The organism is Dyella humicola (genome assembly GCF_026283945.1).
In the GTDB taxonomy this organism is placed as follows: domain Bacteria; phylum Pseudomonadota; class Gammaproteobacteria; order Xanthomonadales; family Rhodanobacteraceae; genus Dyella; species Dyella humicola.
The window spans coordinates 326,273-340,590 of sequence record NZ_JAPDPC010000002.1; the positions used below are offsets into that span (position 1 = coordinate 326,273).

At 64.5% G+C, this 14,318-nt stretch carries 12 protein-coding genes and 1 riboswitch; of the genes, 6 read left to right on the forward strand and 6 right to left on the reverse strand.

The features are described 5' to 3' along the window. Positions 1-42: 42 nt before the first annotated feature. Positions 43-2,511, forward strand: coding sequence for an acyl-CoA dehydrogenase (locus OUZ30_RS16180; RefSeq protein ID WP_266183461.1), 2,469 nt, complete (start codon positions 43-45; stop codon positions 2,509-2,511). A gap of 58 nt (positions 2,512-2,569) precedes the next feature. Beyond that, entirely contained in the window at positions 2,570-3,040 is a 471-nt protein-coding gene (locus OUZ30_RS16185; protein ID WP_266183462.1) for a hotdog fold domain-containing protein, read from the forward strand. 80 nt (positions 3,041-3,120) lie between these two features. On the opposite strand, the gene OUZ30_RS16190 is transcribed toward OUZ30_RS16185, so the two are convergent. The 5 genes from OUZ30_RS16190 to OUZ30_RS16210 all read right to left on the reverse strand — a co-directional run bounded on the left by OUZ30_RS16190 (position 3,121) and on the right by OUZ30_RS16210 (position 7,523). Further along, entirely contained in the window at positions 3,121-4,053 is a 933-nt protein-coding gene (locus OUZ30_RS16190) for a CPBP family intramembrane glutamic endopeptidase (RefSeq protein WP_266183463.1), read from the reverse strand. Positions 4,054-4,264: 211 nt separating this feature from the next. Continuing rightward, positions 4,265-5,866 carry a peptide chain release factor 3 gene (locus OUZ30_RS16195; RefSeq protein WP_266183464.1) on the reverse strand — a complete coding sequence of 534 codons (1,602 nt, stop codon included), beginning with the start codon at positions 5,864-5,866 and terminating at the stop codon, positions 4,265-4,267. 34 nt (positions 5,867-5,900) lie between these two features. Further along, positions 5,901-6,395: a GFA family protein gene (locus OUZ30_RS16200; RefSeq protein ID WP_266183465.1), complete on the reverse strand. Its 495-nt coding sequence runs from the start codon at positions 6,393-6,395 to the stop codon at positions 5,901-5,903. A 24-nt stretch (positions 6,396-6,419) separates the two neighbouring features. Continuing rightward, complete coding sequence (locus OUZ30_RS16205) at positions 6,420-7,085, reverse strand: M24 family metallopeptidase (protein WP_266183466.1); 666 nt, start codon at positions 7,083-7,085, stop codon at positions 6,420-6,422. An 81-nt stretch (positions 7,086-7,166) separates the two neighbouring features. Further along, complete coding sequence (locus OUZ30_RS16210; RefSeq protein ID WP_266183467.1) at positions 7,167-7,523, reverse strand: DUF1304 domain-containing protein; 357 nt, start codon at positions 7,521-7,523, stop codon at positions 7,167-7,169. Between the two features lie 238 nt (positions 7,524-7,761). Here OUZ30_RS16210 and OUZ30_RS16215 point away from each other — a divergent pair, with 238 nt between their 5' ends. From OUZ30_RS16215 to OUZ30_RS16230, 4 genes are all read left to right on the forward strand, one after another. After that, positions 7,762-8,550, forward strand: coding sequence for a hypothetical protein (locus tag OUZ30_RS16215; RefSeq protein ID WP_266183468.1), 789 nt, complete (start codon positions 7,762-7,764; stop codon positions 8,548-8,550). A gap of 177 nt (positions 8,551-8,727) precedes the next feature. After that, a riboswitch (SAM riboswitch) is annotated at positions 8,728-8,844 on the forward strand. Positions 8,845-8,934: 90 nt separating this feature from the next. Beyond that, positions 8,935-9,963: a homoserine O-succinyltransferase MetX gene (metX, locus tag OUZ30_RS16220; protein ID WP_266183469.1), complete on the forward strand. Its 1,029-nt coding sequence runs from the start codon at positions 8,935-8,937 to the stop codon at positions 9,961-9,963. A gap of 55 nt (positions 9,964-10,018) precedes the next feature. Then, positions 10,019-11,209, forward strand: a complete 1,191-nt coding sequence (gene metB / locus OUZ30_RS16225; RefSeq protein WP_266183470.1) for a cystathionine gamma-synthase — start codon at positions 10,019-10,021, stop codon at positions 11,207-11,209. Further along, positions 11,206-12,297 carry a homoserine dehydrogenase family protein gene (locus tag OUZ30_RS16230; protein WP_266183471.1) on the forward strand — a complete coding sequence of 364 codons (1,092 nt, stop codon included), beginning with the start codon at positions 11,206-11,208 and terminating at the stop codon, positions 12,295-12,297. The genes metB and OUZ30_RS16230 overlap by 4 nt, the downstream gene beginning before the upstream one ends. A 104-nt stretch (positions 12,298-12,401) precedes the next feature. Here the strand turns inward: OUZ30_RS16230 and OUZ30_RS16235 are convergent, their stop codons facing one another. After that, positions 12,402-14,021: an APC family permease gene (locus tag OUZ30_RS16235; protein ID WP_266183472.1), complete on the reverse strand. Its 1,620-nt coding sequence runs from the start codon at positions 14,019-14,021 to the stop codon at positions 12,402-12,404. Positions 14,022-14,318 lie beyond the last annotated feature (297 nt).

Consider the following 14,318-nt stretch of genomic DNA (forward strand, 5'->3'; position numbering starts at 1 on the left):
GCCTGTAATCCGCCAAGCCGTCATTCGTAACGAGGTGTTGTGATGTCCGTGATCCTGACTCTGTTGGCGGCGCTTATCGCCACCGGCGCCTGTGCCTACCATCGCAGCAGCCTGCGCACCTGGGCGATTGCCACGGTGATTGCCACCGCCGTGGTCGGCCTGATGGCCGGCGCGCCCTGGACGATGTTCATCCTGCTGGTGATCGAGCTGGCGATCGCCGTGCCCTTGCTGATGGACGGCTTCCGTCGCAAGCAGATCAGCGCACCGCTGCTGAAGCTTTTTGCCCAGGTGACGCCCAAGCTCTCCGAAACCGAGCAGACCGCGCTGGAAGCCGGCACGGTCGGCTTCGAAGGTGAGTTGTTCTCCGGCAAGCCCGACTGGCACGAGCTGCTCAAGCAGCCCAAGCCCGAGCTGAGCGTGGAAGAACAGGCCTTCATGGACGGCCCGGTAGAGCAGCTGTGCGGCATGATCGACGACTGGCAGATCACTCACGAGCTGGCCGACCTGCCGCCGGACGTCTGGGCCTTCGTGAAGAAGCACAAGTTCTTCGGCATGATCATTCCGAAATCCTACGGCGGGCTGGGCTTCTCGGCGCTGGCGCACTCCGCCGTACTGCAGAAGCTCGCCTCGATGTCCGCCACTGTGGCATCGACCGTCGCCGTGCCCAACTCGCTGGGCCCGGCCGAGCTGCTGCTGCACTACGGCAGCGACGAGCAGAAGAACCACTACCTGCCGCGCCTCGCGGTGGGCGACGAGATTCCCTGCTTTGCACTCACCGGCCCGTATGCGGGTTCGGACGCTACTTCGATCACCGACTACGGCATCGTGTGCAAACAGATGGTCGATGGCGTCGAAACGCTGGGCATGAAGCTCACGTTCGACAAGCGCTACATCACCCTGGCACCGATCGCCACCGTGGTGGGCCTGGCCTTCCGCTTGTACGACCCTGAGCAGCTTCTGGGTGAAAAGGAAGACCTCGGTATCACGCTGGCGCTGTTGCCGCGTTCGACGCCGGGTCTGGAAATCGGTCGTCGCCACCTGCCGTTGAACGTGCCATTCCAAAACGGACCGTTGCACGGCAAGGACGTGTTTGTACCGATGTCGGTGCTGATCGGCGGCCCGCACATGGCCGGTCATGGCTGGCGCATGCTGGTGGAGTGTCTGTCGGTCGGTCGCGCGATCTCCCTGCCATCCAATGCAACGGGCGGTGTGCGGGCTGCAGTGGCGGCCACCGGTGCGTATGCGCGCATGCGCAAGCAGTTCGGACTGTCGATCGCCCGCTTCGAGGGTGTGGAAGAGGCGCTGGCTCGCATTGGCGGCCTGACCTATGCCACCGCCGCACTGTCGCGTGCGACCGCAGCGGCGGTGGATCGCGGCGAGAAGCCGGCCGTGCCGTCGGCGATCGCCAAGTACCACGCTACCGAATGGGGGCGCGTGATCGCCGGCGATGCGATGGACGTGCATGGCGGCAAGGCCGTGCAGCTGGGTCCGAAGAACTACGCGGGCCGCGCCTGGCAGGGTGTGCCGATCGCCATCACCGTGGAAGGCGCGAACATCATGACGCGCAGCCTGATGATCTTCGGCCAGGGTGCGATCCGCTGCCATCCTTATGTGCTGAAGGAAATGCAGGCGCTGTCGATCGCCGATTACGGCGATCGCCTGAAGACGTTCGACCGCGCGCTGTTCGGCCATATCGGCTTCGGCATTTCCAATGCGGTACGCAGCTTCACCCTGGGTCTCACCGGCTCACGCTTCGGCGACACCGCCGGTGATGCCTATACGCGCCGCTACTACCGCAAGCTCAACCGCTACTCGGCTGCCTTGGCGCTGTGCGCCGACACCTTCATGGGTGTGCTCGGCGGCAAGTTGAAGTTCAAGGAAAAGCTGTCGGCCCGGCTGGGTGACGTGCTGAGCTACTTGTACATCGCCAGCGCGATGCTCAAGCGCTACGAAGATACGGGTCGTCCGGAAGCGGACCGTCCGTTGCTGGCCTGGGCGTTCCATGAGTGCGTCTGGCGCATGCAGATGGCGCTGGATGGCGCGATCCGCAACTTCCCGGTGCGTCCGGTGTCCTGGTTGCTGCGTGCACTGGTGTTCCCCCTGGGCCGTCGCGAAGTGCCACCTTCCGATCGTCTGGGTCGCCGCGTAGCCGCCCTGATCACGGCGCCGGGCGAAGCGCGCGATCGACTCACCGAGTGGACTTATCTCACCCCGACCGCCAACAACACCATCGGTCGCATGAATGCGCTGCTGCCAGACGTGATCGCGGCTGAGCCGGTGGAGCGCAAGTTTGGCAAGGCGCAGAAGGCGGGCCAGTTCAAATCGCACGACTACAGCGGCCAGTTGGTCGAGGCGATGCAGGCGGGCGTGATCACCGCTGCGGAGTACGAGTTGCTCAAGCGCGTGCGCGAGCGCGTATTCGAGTTCATCTCGGTGGACGATTTCGATCCGTCCGAGTTGCGTGCGGCGGTGACCCGCGCGGATCACAAGATGCTGGCGGACGCAGCGTAATCGCTCCCATCGCGGGGCAAGGACGGAGCGTCTGCTCCGTCCTGACTGGAGAGTTTGCATGAGCCGGGTGCTGTCGCTTTACCGTCGCCTGGCTTCACTGCCAGGCGGACGCTGGATCTTCTCGCGCCTCATCTGCTTCAAGGCGCCTTACTTCGCCACCATTGCACCGTACTTCATGGCACTGGAGCCGGGCCGTTGCGAGGTGCGCATCCGTGATCGCCGTCGCGTGCATAACCATATCGGCACCGTGCATGCGATCGCCCTATGCAACGTCGCGGAATTGAGCGCGGGCGTGATGACCGATGTCACCATCCCGCCCAGCATGCGTTGGATTCCGAAGGGCATGACGGTCGAGTACGTGGCCAAGGCAGTCGGGACCATGCATGCGCTGGCGAAGCCTGAGAGCGCTGCGGTCGAGTCCACCAACGGCTACGCATGGCCGGTGACGGTCAACGTCCGCAACGATGCCGGTGAGGAAGTATTCCGCGCCCGCATCGACATGTGGGTCTCTGCGCGCAGTCGACACTGAGCGAAAGCCTGCGGCGCCATCGCGCCGCAGTTCTAGTCGCTGTCCTCGGTATCGGCAGTCCAGGGTCGGCGCAGCCTGGTCTACGCGGCCGTGACCGGGTCGATGGAGGGTGAGCGACGACGCCAGGCCGGCGGGACGATGGAACCTCGGCGCCATGCGATGGCGAGCAGCACGGCAGAGCAGGATGAGCAGATGATCAGTGCGACAACCGAAGCCTCGGCACCGAACACGCCGCCGCTCAGCCAGTCGGAGCCGGTGCGCGAGGAAATCAGCCAGCCGTGTGCTGCCGTGCCGGATACTGGAATGCCGAACACCGTGCCCTGCATCACGTTCCAGGCCGCGTGCAGGCCGATGCAGGCCCATAGTGAGCGGGTCACGTGATAGAGCAGGGCCAGCAGCACGCCGGCTTCGATGGCGATGGCCAACGAACTCCACCAGGTGGCGCCTGGATTGAAGATGTGTGCGGCGCCGAAGAACAGGGCGGAAATGGCTAGCGCCCACCAGGTGCCCAGCCCTTCTTCCACCATGCGAAACAACACGCCACGCGTAATGATTTCCTCGCCGACACCCGCGCCCACGCCGACGACCAGTACGGCGGGCAGCCAATTCACATGGGGGTCGGTGCCGCTGACGTGGTAACTGCCGGCCAGCCAAAGTACCAGCACCACCGTACTGAATAGCACGGCGCCGAGGACCAGGCCGGCCGTGCCCCACTTGGGTAGATCGCGCCACGCGAGTTCACGCATGGGGCGGCGCTCGACCGCCTTGACCAGGACGAAGTAGCTGATGACGGCCGGCAGCAGCGACATGGCCAGGATGCCCAGCGAACGGATGAGCGGGTCGACGCCTTTGCCGACCACGCCAAGACCGACCACCGTCATGTAGGTCAGCTTGTACAGCACGAACATGAGTGCGGCAAAGAACACGATGCGCGCTACTGGCGAGAACACCATCCAGCGTTGCCAGCGGGTGGCAGAGGCTGGCGTGGAGAAGGCGATTTGTCCCTGTTGCATGCGTTGTAGTTCCCCCTGGATGAAGGGGTAGGCTAGCAGCGAGACGCCTTCTAGTTGCAGCGGCGGCATTGACGGGGCTCGATTACTCACGAGACGCGATGTCGTCGCGTCGATGGCGATCAATGGAGCGCCATCCATGGGACTCGCAGCCTGGACGCGGTTTTCGATGTTCGCCATCCACGCGCGTGGCGCGAGGACCGCTGGCGGCTGCTCAGAGATCGACTGACGTGGCGTGCTCGCGCGTGGCCGAGAAACGGACCTGTGGCCAGCGCTCCTGTGCCAACTGCAGGTTCACGCGCGAGGGAGCGAGATAGACCAGTTCGCCGGCAGCGTCGATGCCCAGGTTCATGGCGTTTTTCTCGCGGAATTCCTCGAGTTTCTTTGCATCATCGCAATGCACCCAGCGCGCGGTGACGACACCGACGGTTTCGAAGCTGGCGTCGACGCTGTATTCGTCCTTGAGGCGGTAGGCCACTACGTCAAACTGCAGCACGCCGACCGCACCAAGCACGAGGTCGTTGCTCATCAGCGGACGGAAGAACTGGGTCGCGCCTTCCTCGGACAGCTGTGCGAGGCCCTTCTGCAGCGCCTTCATCTTCATGGGGTCGCGCAGGCGTGCGCGGCGGAACAATTCCGGCGCGAAGTTCGGAATGCCGGTGAAGTTCACCATCTCGCCTTCACTGAACGTGTCGCCGATGCCGATGGTGCCGTGGTTATGCAGGCCGATCACGTCGCCGGGATAAGCCGACTCGACGATCTCGCGATCACTGGCCATGAAGGTCAGCGCGTTGGCGATACGCACTTCCTTGCCGGTGCGCGTCTGGATCATCTTCATGCCGGCGGTATAGGTGCCGGAGCACACGCGCATGAAGGCGATCCGGTCGCGGTGCGCCGGGTCCATGTTCGCCTGGATCTTGAACACGAAGCCGGTGAGCTTTTCTTCGTCGGGCTTCACCTCGCGCGTCAGCGTCGCGCGCTGGCGCGGCGAGGGTGCGTGCTCGACAAAGAAGTCCAGCAGCAGCTGCACGCCGAAGTTGTTCACCGCCGAGCCGAAGAACACGGGCGTCAGCTTGCCAGCGAGGTATTTATCCAGCTCGAATGGGTGCGAGGCGCCTTGCACCAGCTCCAGTTCGTCGCGCAGTTCGGCCAGCGCTTCGGCGCCAATCTTCTCGGCAAGGCCGGGTGCGTCGAGGCCCCTGAAGATGGTCGAGTCTTGGCGGGTGAAGTTCTTGCCTTGCTCGAATACATGCACTTCGTCGAGCAACAGGTGATACACACCCTTCAGGCGCTTGCCCATGCCGATGGGCCAGGTTACCGGCGCACAGGCGATGCCCAGCACCGACTCGACTTCGTCCAGCAGCTCGATCGGCGAGCGGCCCTCGCGATCGAGCTTGTTGATGAAGGTCATGATCGGCGTATCGCGCAGGCGGCACACCTCCATCAGCTTGATCGTGCGTTCTTCCACGCCTTTGGCGCAGTCGATCACCATCAGCGCCGAGTCGACCGCGGTGAGCACGCGGTAGGTATCTTCGGAGAAGTCCGCGTGGCCTGGGGTGTCGAGCAGGTTGACGATGCGCTCCTCGTAGGGGAACTGCATCACCGACGAGGTCACCGAAATGCCGCGCTCCTTTTCCAGCGCCATCCAGTCGGAGGTGGCGTGGCGGGCAGCCTTGCGGCCCTTGACCGAGCCGGCCATCTGGATGGCGCCGCCAAACAGCAGCAGCTTTTCGGTCAACGTGGTCTTGCCCGCGTCAGGATGGCTGACGATGGCGAAGGTGCGGCGACGGCGGGTTTCGGTCAGATGCGTGGACATGGCGGGGTATCAGGCTTGCGAACCGGCCATTGTACTAGGCCCTTGCCAGCTTTTCCCGCAGGATCCGGCTCCGCTCCAGGCTTGCCGGCGGCCAGTACCGGTCGGCTTGGTAGAACTCGTCCACCGCCGGCGCGCCGGCGGGGATCACCACCCAGGGCTGCTTGGTCGTCGTGTAGATGTGGATGTCGGGCCTGAGCCGATCGGGCTCGTCCAGGGTGCCCACCCGCACGAAGGCCACCGCATGGCCGCCGCCGGCGTAATGGCTCCACAAGGCCAGGCGGCAGGTTGGGCAGCGCATGATGGTCTGGCCCTTGCCGCTGAGCGAGGGCGTCACGATGGCCTCGGTCATGCCTTTGAGCAGGCTCAGCCGCTCGGTTTCGATGAGGGCGTTCAAGGCGAACGCGGTGCCCGTCTCGCGCTGGCACCAGCGGCAATGGCAGCAATGCACGAACAGCGGCGGGCCGATCAAGCGGTAACGCAGCTCGCCGCAGTCGCAGCCGCCTTCAAGGATCGCTTCGTCGTTGCTCATGCCGGGACTCCTCGTGAACAAGTTCTAGTCGACGCTTAGCAGGTCCTCGTAGAAAGCGCCGTAGGATTGGCTGGGGTGGGCGATCTGGATTTCCAGGATCCACAGGCCGCTGGAGGGCCGTTCGCCCAGTTCACCGAGATCGCCGGCCTTGTGCACCGAATGGGGAAAGTCGCTGACGCGATGCCCCTTGATCTCGTGGTTCAGCTGCCAGCCCATCGCCTGGGCATGCTGTTGGGCAAAGGCATAGAGTGCCTCGCCGCTAAGGCCCTGGCTGCGCCATGCATCGGCGACCACTTTGAACAGTGCCCGCGCGGCATCGGCACAGGCTTGGTGCTCCGGAGCGTGGCCCACCACGAAGGTGTCCCCCGCATCACCCTCATGCCCATCGAACACCAGTCCGAGGTCGATGAAGTAAATGTCGTTCTCGCCCAGGCGCACGCTGGCGTCGGAGCGCTCGCGGTAGGTCTTGGTGGTGTTGGGCCCGATGCGAATGATCACCGGGTGCCACAGTCGTTCCATGCCCAGTGCACGGAAGACCTCGGCGGCTTCGGCCCTTGCCTGGTCCTCGCTGATACCGGGCCGCATCCGGTCGCGGATGCCCTGTACCGCAGCCCAGGTGCGTTCGCGCGCGTGTTGCATCAGGCGGGGATCGAAGCGGTTGCCCACCGCTTCCTGTTGAATGGGGCTCATGGGCTGGTCCGGGATCGCGATCAAGCGAAAAGCATGGCACAGCGTCACGTCAGATGCAGGAGACGCCATGCCAGTAAGCGTTCAGGCCAGCATCACCAGTACTAGCCCAAGCAGGGCCGGCAGAGCCTGGATCACGAGTATTTTCCGGCTCGCAGTCAGCCCGCCGAACAGCCCGGCGATCAACACGCAACCGAGAAAGAACAGCTTGATATCGGTGCCGTTGCGGCCCAGCCAGAGACCCCAGCACAGGCCGGCGGCGAGAAAGCCGTTGTAGAGCCCCTGGTTGGCCGCCAGCACCTTGGACTGCGCGGCGAATTCGGCCGTGAGCCCGAACGCTCGCCGCCCCGACGGTTTTTCCCACAGGAACATTTCCAGGATCAGGAACCAGACGTGGAGCAGGGCGACCAGGGCGATGACGAGGTTGGCGGCGATGGACATGGTTTTTGCCGGTGCGTGGCCTAGGGTCGATGCAGTGTTGCAGCCTGCATGCCGTGTCGCAAATTCGCCTGCCATGTGCTGGCTTTTTCTAACCCATTCAGCTGATTGCTAGGGGTGAAGGGCGGGCGTAGGTTCGAGCAGCTGGGTTCGGAAGGGAAGCTTGCTCGAACGGCAGAGACGTCTGCACGGGGACGATGGGCAATGCCTGGCCACACTCACTACCTGGGGAGTCGCAACCATGAAGAAGTCACTGTGGATCGGTCTGCTGGTCTTGTTTTGCCCGCTGTGCGCGATGGCACAGAACACCTTCGATGGCACGTGGAAGATCGATACCAACAAGGTCCAGATGTCCAAGAAGCCCGATGTCATCGTGCTGCAGAAAGGGATGTACGAGTGCAAGACCTGCGTGCCGCCGATCAGCGTCAAAGCCGACGGAACGGACCAGACGGTTACCGGTCATCCGTATTTCGACACCATGATCGTGCAGGTGGTGGACGACCATACGGTGAAGGAAACCGAGAAAAAGGGCGGCAAGGTAGTGGCCACGTCGACGACGACCGTGTCGGCGGACGGCAGGACGGCCCATTTCGACTTCACCGACAGCAGCAACACCAATAGCGAGCCGGTCACCGGCAAGGGTGACATGAAGCAGGTGGCGAAGGGCCCGGGTGGCTCGCACGCCATCTCCGGCTCATGGGTGACCTCCGATATCACGGGCTTCTCCGACAATGGCCTGCTGTTCACCTATAAGGAAGATGGCGGCAAGCTGAGCATGACTACGCCGACCGGGCAGTCCTATGACGTCAAGACGGATGGCACCGAGGCCCCCTACAAGGGCGACCCAGGCATTACCACGGTGATGGTAAAGCAGGTCGGCAAGAACTCCCTGGTGGAGACCGACAAGCGCGAGGGCAAGATCATTGCCGTGGTGAGGTCGACCCTGAGTGCCGACGGCAAGAGCATGGAAATGGTCTTCGAAGACAAATTGCAGGGCCGGACCATGTCGTATACAGCCATCAAGCAGTAGTTTCCGGTGCCGCGCCAGGGCTGCGTGAGGCCCTGGTGCGATCGGGCTCAAAGCGTTGCCTGGCCTGGCTTTCGGTCATGTCAAAAAGGCGTCGTGGCAGTTCATCTATTGGGGTCTATGCACCTAGACGTTTAGACGTCTATTGACAGGCATGTCCTTCGACGATAGATTCTACCGAACTCATCGAGACCGGCGGAGGGACAGGCCCTTTGAAGCCGGGGCAACCTGCGGAACAGTTCCGCGACGGTGCCAATTCCTGCGGCAGCGCTTAGGGCGCACGCCGCGAGATGAGGGTAGATCCGCACCGCCGCGCTGTTGTTGCGCCGCCACGCGCTCTCCTCTCCTCTCCGGTCCGCAGGTCGATGCCGACCGGAGAGAGCCGAGATGTCCAGCCCGCAGCAAGCCGTTACGCCCATCGCCTCCGCCGTTGCCGCGGCCGCTGGCGGCATGCGGCCGGACCTCACCACCCAGCGCTGCACCCGCCGCATCACCATCACGCCGAAGTACGGCAGCGCGCCGTGCGAGCTCGATGTGAACTACCTGTGGTGTGGCGCCCCGGACGCCCCCACGGTGATCGTGCAGGGCGGCATCTCGGCCAGTCGCGACGTGGTGGCGCTCGACGGCGATGCCTCTCCCGGCTGGTGGCAGGCCCTGGTCGGTAGCGGGCTTGCGCTGGATCTGGAGCGTTACCGCGTGCTCTCGATCGATTGGATCACCCCAGCCGACCTCGAAGATGTACAGGCCATTTCCAGCGAGGACCAGGCCGATGCCCTGGCTGCCTTGATCGAGGCCCTCGGCATCGGGCGTGTACATGCCTTCATCGGCTCGTCCTATGGCGCCATGGCGGCGCTGGCGTTTGCCGCGCGTCATCCGTATGCGCTGGGGCGGCTGGTTTTGCTGGCCGGTGCACATCGCCCGCATCCGCTGGCCACGGCGCAGCGCTCGGTCCAGCGCGGGATCGTGCGGCTGGGCCAGGACTGCGGCCAGCCCGGACAGGCGCTGGCGCTGGCCCGCCAACTGGCCATGACCACGTATCGCGGCAGCGACGAGTTTGCCCGCCGTTTCGGCGCCGCACCGGAGTTTCGCGACGGTCGTTTCCATTTCCCGGTAGAGGACTATCTGGAGCACGCCGGCCGCCGCTTCGTCGAGCGTTTCGATGTCGAGCGCTTTCTGGCCCTGTCCGAATCCATCGACCTGCACGACGTGCCGCCGGAGCAGATCGCGGCGCCGGCCACGTTGATCGGCTTCCCTTCCGACCGGCTGGTACCGCTCGCCGACCTGTGCGAGCTGCAGCGCCGCCTGCATGGTCCGGCCACGCTCGAAGTGGTCGAGTCGCCGTACGGGCATGACGCCTTCCTCAAGGAAACCGATCGCCTCGCGCCGTTGCTGCGCGAGGCGCTGGCCGGTTGTTGACCCCGATACCAATGCATGCCGCCCGCGGCAACGCCACAAGCACGGAGATTCACCCATGAGCGAGACCCCATCCCCCTGTACCCGCGCTGTGCGTGCCGGCATCGAGTCCGATACCCAACACGGTGCCGTGGTACCACCATTGCATTTGTCGACCAACTACGCGTTCACCGGGCTGGGCGGCAAGCGCACCTACGATTACTCGCGCAGTGGCAATCCCACGCGCGACCTGCTCGGTGAGGCACTGGCTGAGCTGGAGCAGGGCGCTGGCGCCGTCGTCACCGCTAGTGGCATGGCGGCGGTGGCGCTAGCGCTGGAACTGGTGCCGGCCGGGGCGACGATCATCGCCGCGCACGACTGCTACGGCGGTACCTGGCGCCTGCTCGATGCCTGGGCCAAGAAGGGACGCTTCCAGGTGAAGTTCATCGACCTCACCAACGGCCATGCCCTGGCCGAAGGCCTCGCCGGCAAGCCTGCGCTGGTGTGGGTGGAGACGCCATCGAACCCGTTGCTGCGCATTACCGACATCCGCCACGTGGCGCAGGCTGCGCATGCGGTGGGTGCCTTGGTCGTGGTCGACAACACCTTCCTGTCGCCGGCCTTGCAACAACCGCTGGCCCTGGGGGCGGACGTGGTGGTGCACTCCACCACCAAGTACATCAACGGTCACAGCGATGTCGTGGGCGGTGCGGTCGTGGCGCGCGATCCCGCGGTCGCCGAGCAGCTGAAGTGGTGGGGCAACTGCAACGGCCTCACCGGCGCCCCCTTTGATAGCTTCCTGACCTTGCGCGGCCTGCGCACGCTAAGTGTGCGCCTGCGTCAGCATCAGGAAAACGCGGTTCGCATTGCGGATCGTTTGGACGGCCATGCAGCCGTGAGCAAAGTCTATTACCCAGGCCTGGAGAGTCACGTGGGTCATGCGCTGGCGGCGCGCCAGCAGTTGGGCTTTGGCGCCATGCTCAGCTTTGAACTGCAAGGCGATGCGTCCAACATCGAAGCCTTTGTCGATGGGCTGCACTATTTCTCGCTGGCCGAATCGCTCGGTGGGGTGGAAAGCTTGATCGCGCATCCTGCGTCGATGACGCACGCCTCCATGGCGCCGGAGGCGCGTCGCGCCGCCGGTATCGCCGACAGCCTGCTACGTCTTTCGATCGGCATCGAAGATGGTGACGACCTGCTGCGCGATCTCGATGCCGCGCTGGGCCGCGCGCAAGCGCTGGGTTACGCCAAACGCAGGGTCAGCGCATGAGCGCCATCCGGATCGACGAAGCCGCATGCGCAACGAAACAGCAGGCGCCGTCGTCCATCGCCACGGTCTTGCTCGGCACGGGCGTGGTGGGCGGAGCGTTCCTCAAGTTACTCAACACGCCGGCGGCGGCCTCGATCCGCTTGGTGGGAGCCGCCAATTCGCGTCGCCAGCAGATCCAGGTCGAGCCGCTGGCCGATCGCGCCTTGCGCGAAAAGCTCAAGAGTCAGGGTGACCACCGCGACGATGCTGCGCTGCTCAGCGCACTCGATGCGAGCGATGCCCGGGTCAAGGTGATCATTGACGCCACTGCTTGCGGCACGCTCGCCTCTCGCCATGCGGATTGGTTGGCGCGTGGCTATCACGTAGTCACCGCCAACAAATCGCTTGCCGGTGGTGACTTGCCGGGCTGGCGCTCGCTGCAAAGCGCCCTGGCGCAGGGCGGCACCTATGGCGATTCGGCCACCGTGGGTGCGGGCTTGCCGGTGCTATCCACGCTGCGTCGCCTGCGCCATTGCGGCGATGCCTTGCTCACCTTGGAAGGCGTGTTTTCCGGTTCGCTTTCCTACCTGTTCAACCAGTACGACGGCAGCCAGCCGTTCTCTGCCCTGCTGCGTCGCGCGCGCGAACTGGGTTACACCGAGCCCGATCCGCGTTCGGATCTTTCGGGTGAAGACGTCGCGCGCAAGCTGTTGATCCTCGCCCGTTGCGCGGGTTTCGCGTTGCGCCCGGATGAAGTGGAAGTGGAGAGCCTGGTGCCTGAGTCGCTGCGCTCGGTGAACGTGGAAACCTTCCTTGCACGCCTGGAAGAACTGGATGAGCCGCTCGCCACCCGCCACGCAGAGGCCAAATCGCGCGGTGGCTCGCTACGCTTCCTGGCACGGCTCAATCAGCGTGGCCGTGCCCGCGTCGGTCTGGTCGAAGTGCCGGCCAATCATCCGGCCACACGGTTGTATGGCACCGACAACCAGTTCGCCCTCACCACCACGCGCTACAACACCCAGCCGCTGGTGATCCAGGGGCCGGGCGCGGGGCCGGAGGTGACGGCGCAAGCCCTGCTTGGTGACGTACTCGCGTTGGCGCCGCGGTGATGTTTCAGTTAGCTGGGTGGGGATGACTGGAACACTCGGCGATTCACCACAAAAAAACGCGCGGCTCATCACCGCGCGTTTCTGTTTGCGCCGTCGAGCGTGGCTCAGTGGTGCGGCGAGTTGCTGAGTGCTTCGATTTCTGCCGTTTCCACCGACGGCGTGCGCCAGCCGGACTTCACACCCCAGACATAGAACACCAGGCCAAACACGGCAACCACGAGCAGGTCCCAGCCGTAAGGCAAGAGACCTTTGCCGCCGAACTGATCACTGCCGGCCCACGACAGGGCGGCGATCACCGGGAGATAGACCACCAGCCACCAGGCACCCTTCATCTGGCGCCCGAAATCGTGCCAGCCCGTCTTGGCCTGGTAATACAGGTATACCGGCAGGGCCACCACCATCAGCAGGATGATCTCGCCTGTCAGCGGCCACCTCGCCCAAAATAGCAGCTCGGTCGCGAGGATGAAGGCGAGGCCGGCGAGAATCGGCAGGCCCTTGATGCGCAGCGGGCGGTGCAGGTCCGGCGCCGTGCGGCGCAGCGTCATCGCGCTCACCGGGCCGGTGAGGTAGGAAATGATGGTGGCCACCGAGATCACCGCCGCCAGCGTGCCCCAGCCGCGGAAGCACAGCAGGAAGACGAACGACACCGCCAGGTTGAACCACATTGCCGGGCGCGGCACGCCCCACTTCGGGTGAATGCGACCGAGGATCTTCGGCAGCGTACCGTTGCGCTCCATGCCGTAGATCATGCGGGCGGTGGTGGCGGTATACGTCATGCCGGTGCCGCTGGGGCTGATGAAGGCGTCGACGTACAACAGCATCGCCAGCCAGTGCAGGTTGACCAGGATGGCCAGTTCGGCGAACGGCGAGCGGAAGTCGACACCGTGCCAGCCGGCTTTGGCCAGCAAGTCCGGTGGCACCGCGCCGATATAGGCCACCTGCAATATGATGTAGACGACAGTGGCCAGCGCGATCGAGCCGATCACCGCGAACGGAATGCTCTTGCCCGGATTGCGCGCTTCGCCGGCAAGATTCACCGGGCTCTGGAAGCCGTTGAAGCTGAAGACGATGCCGGCGGTCGCGACGGCGGTGAGCACGGCGGCGAAGTCGAGGGCATGCGCATCGCCATGCACGCCGACCGAGAAGTTTTCGGTGTGGAAGCCGCTGGCGATCAGTGCGAGACCCGTGGCGGCAGGCACCACCAGCTTGAACACGGTGATGGCGGTATTGGAGCGCGCGAACAGCTTCACGCTCCAGAAGTTGAGCAAGAAGTAGATGATGACCAACACCGCGGCGATGGCCAGGCCGGCAGGCGCCAACTCGCCATGGCCATCAGGCATGTGCATGTACAGATCATGCGCCCACTGCCATGGCCACGAGGCCATGTACTGCACCGACGCCTCGGCTTCCACCGGGATCACCGAGACGATCGCAATCCAGTTCGCCCACGCGCCGATGAAGCCGACCAGCGAGCCATGCGAGTAATGGCTATAGCGCACCATGCCGCCCGACTCCGGGAACATGGCACCGAGTTCGGCATAGGTCAGTGCGATGGTCATGATGATGGCCGCGCCAAGTACCCACGCCCAGACGGCGCCAGGACCCGCCAGGCCGGCCGCGCGCCAGGCGCCAAACAGCCAACCTGAGCCGATGATCGAGCCCAGGCCGGTAAGCATGAGGGCGAAGGGACCGACATCGCGGCGGATGGGGCTGGATGAAGACATGCGGGTTCCGAGGTCAGTGGATCGACGGGTCGCCACCCGGGCGACGCAAGGGGCGGATCATGACAGACCCGGCGCGGCGCTGTCAGCCCGGCAGGAATCACGGGCCGTGCCGTGCTGCAACAGGCAGGTGATTGAATCGCTTGTGGAAAGGGACAATCCTCAGCTCCTTCTTCCCTTGGGGCGACCCGAAGGTAGTCCCTGTGGGCGAGAAGGCTGGGATGAGGGGCGGGTGCTTGCGATCACGCGTTGACCGAGCGATATCGCCAGGGTGCCGCTTACGCCGCGGGCGTTTCGATC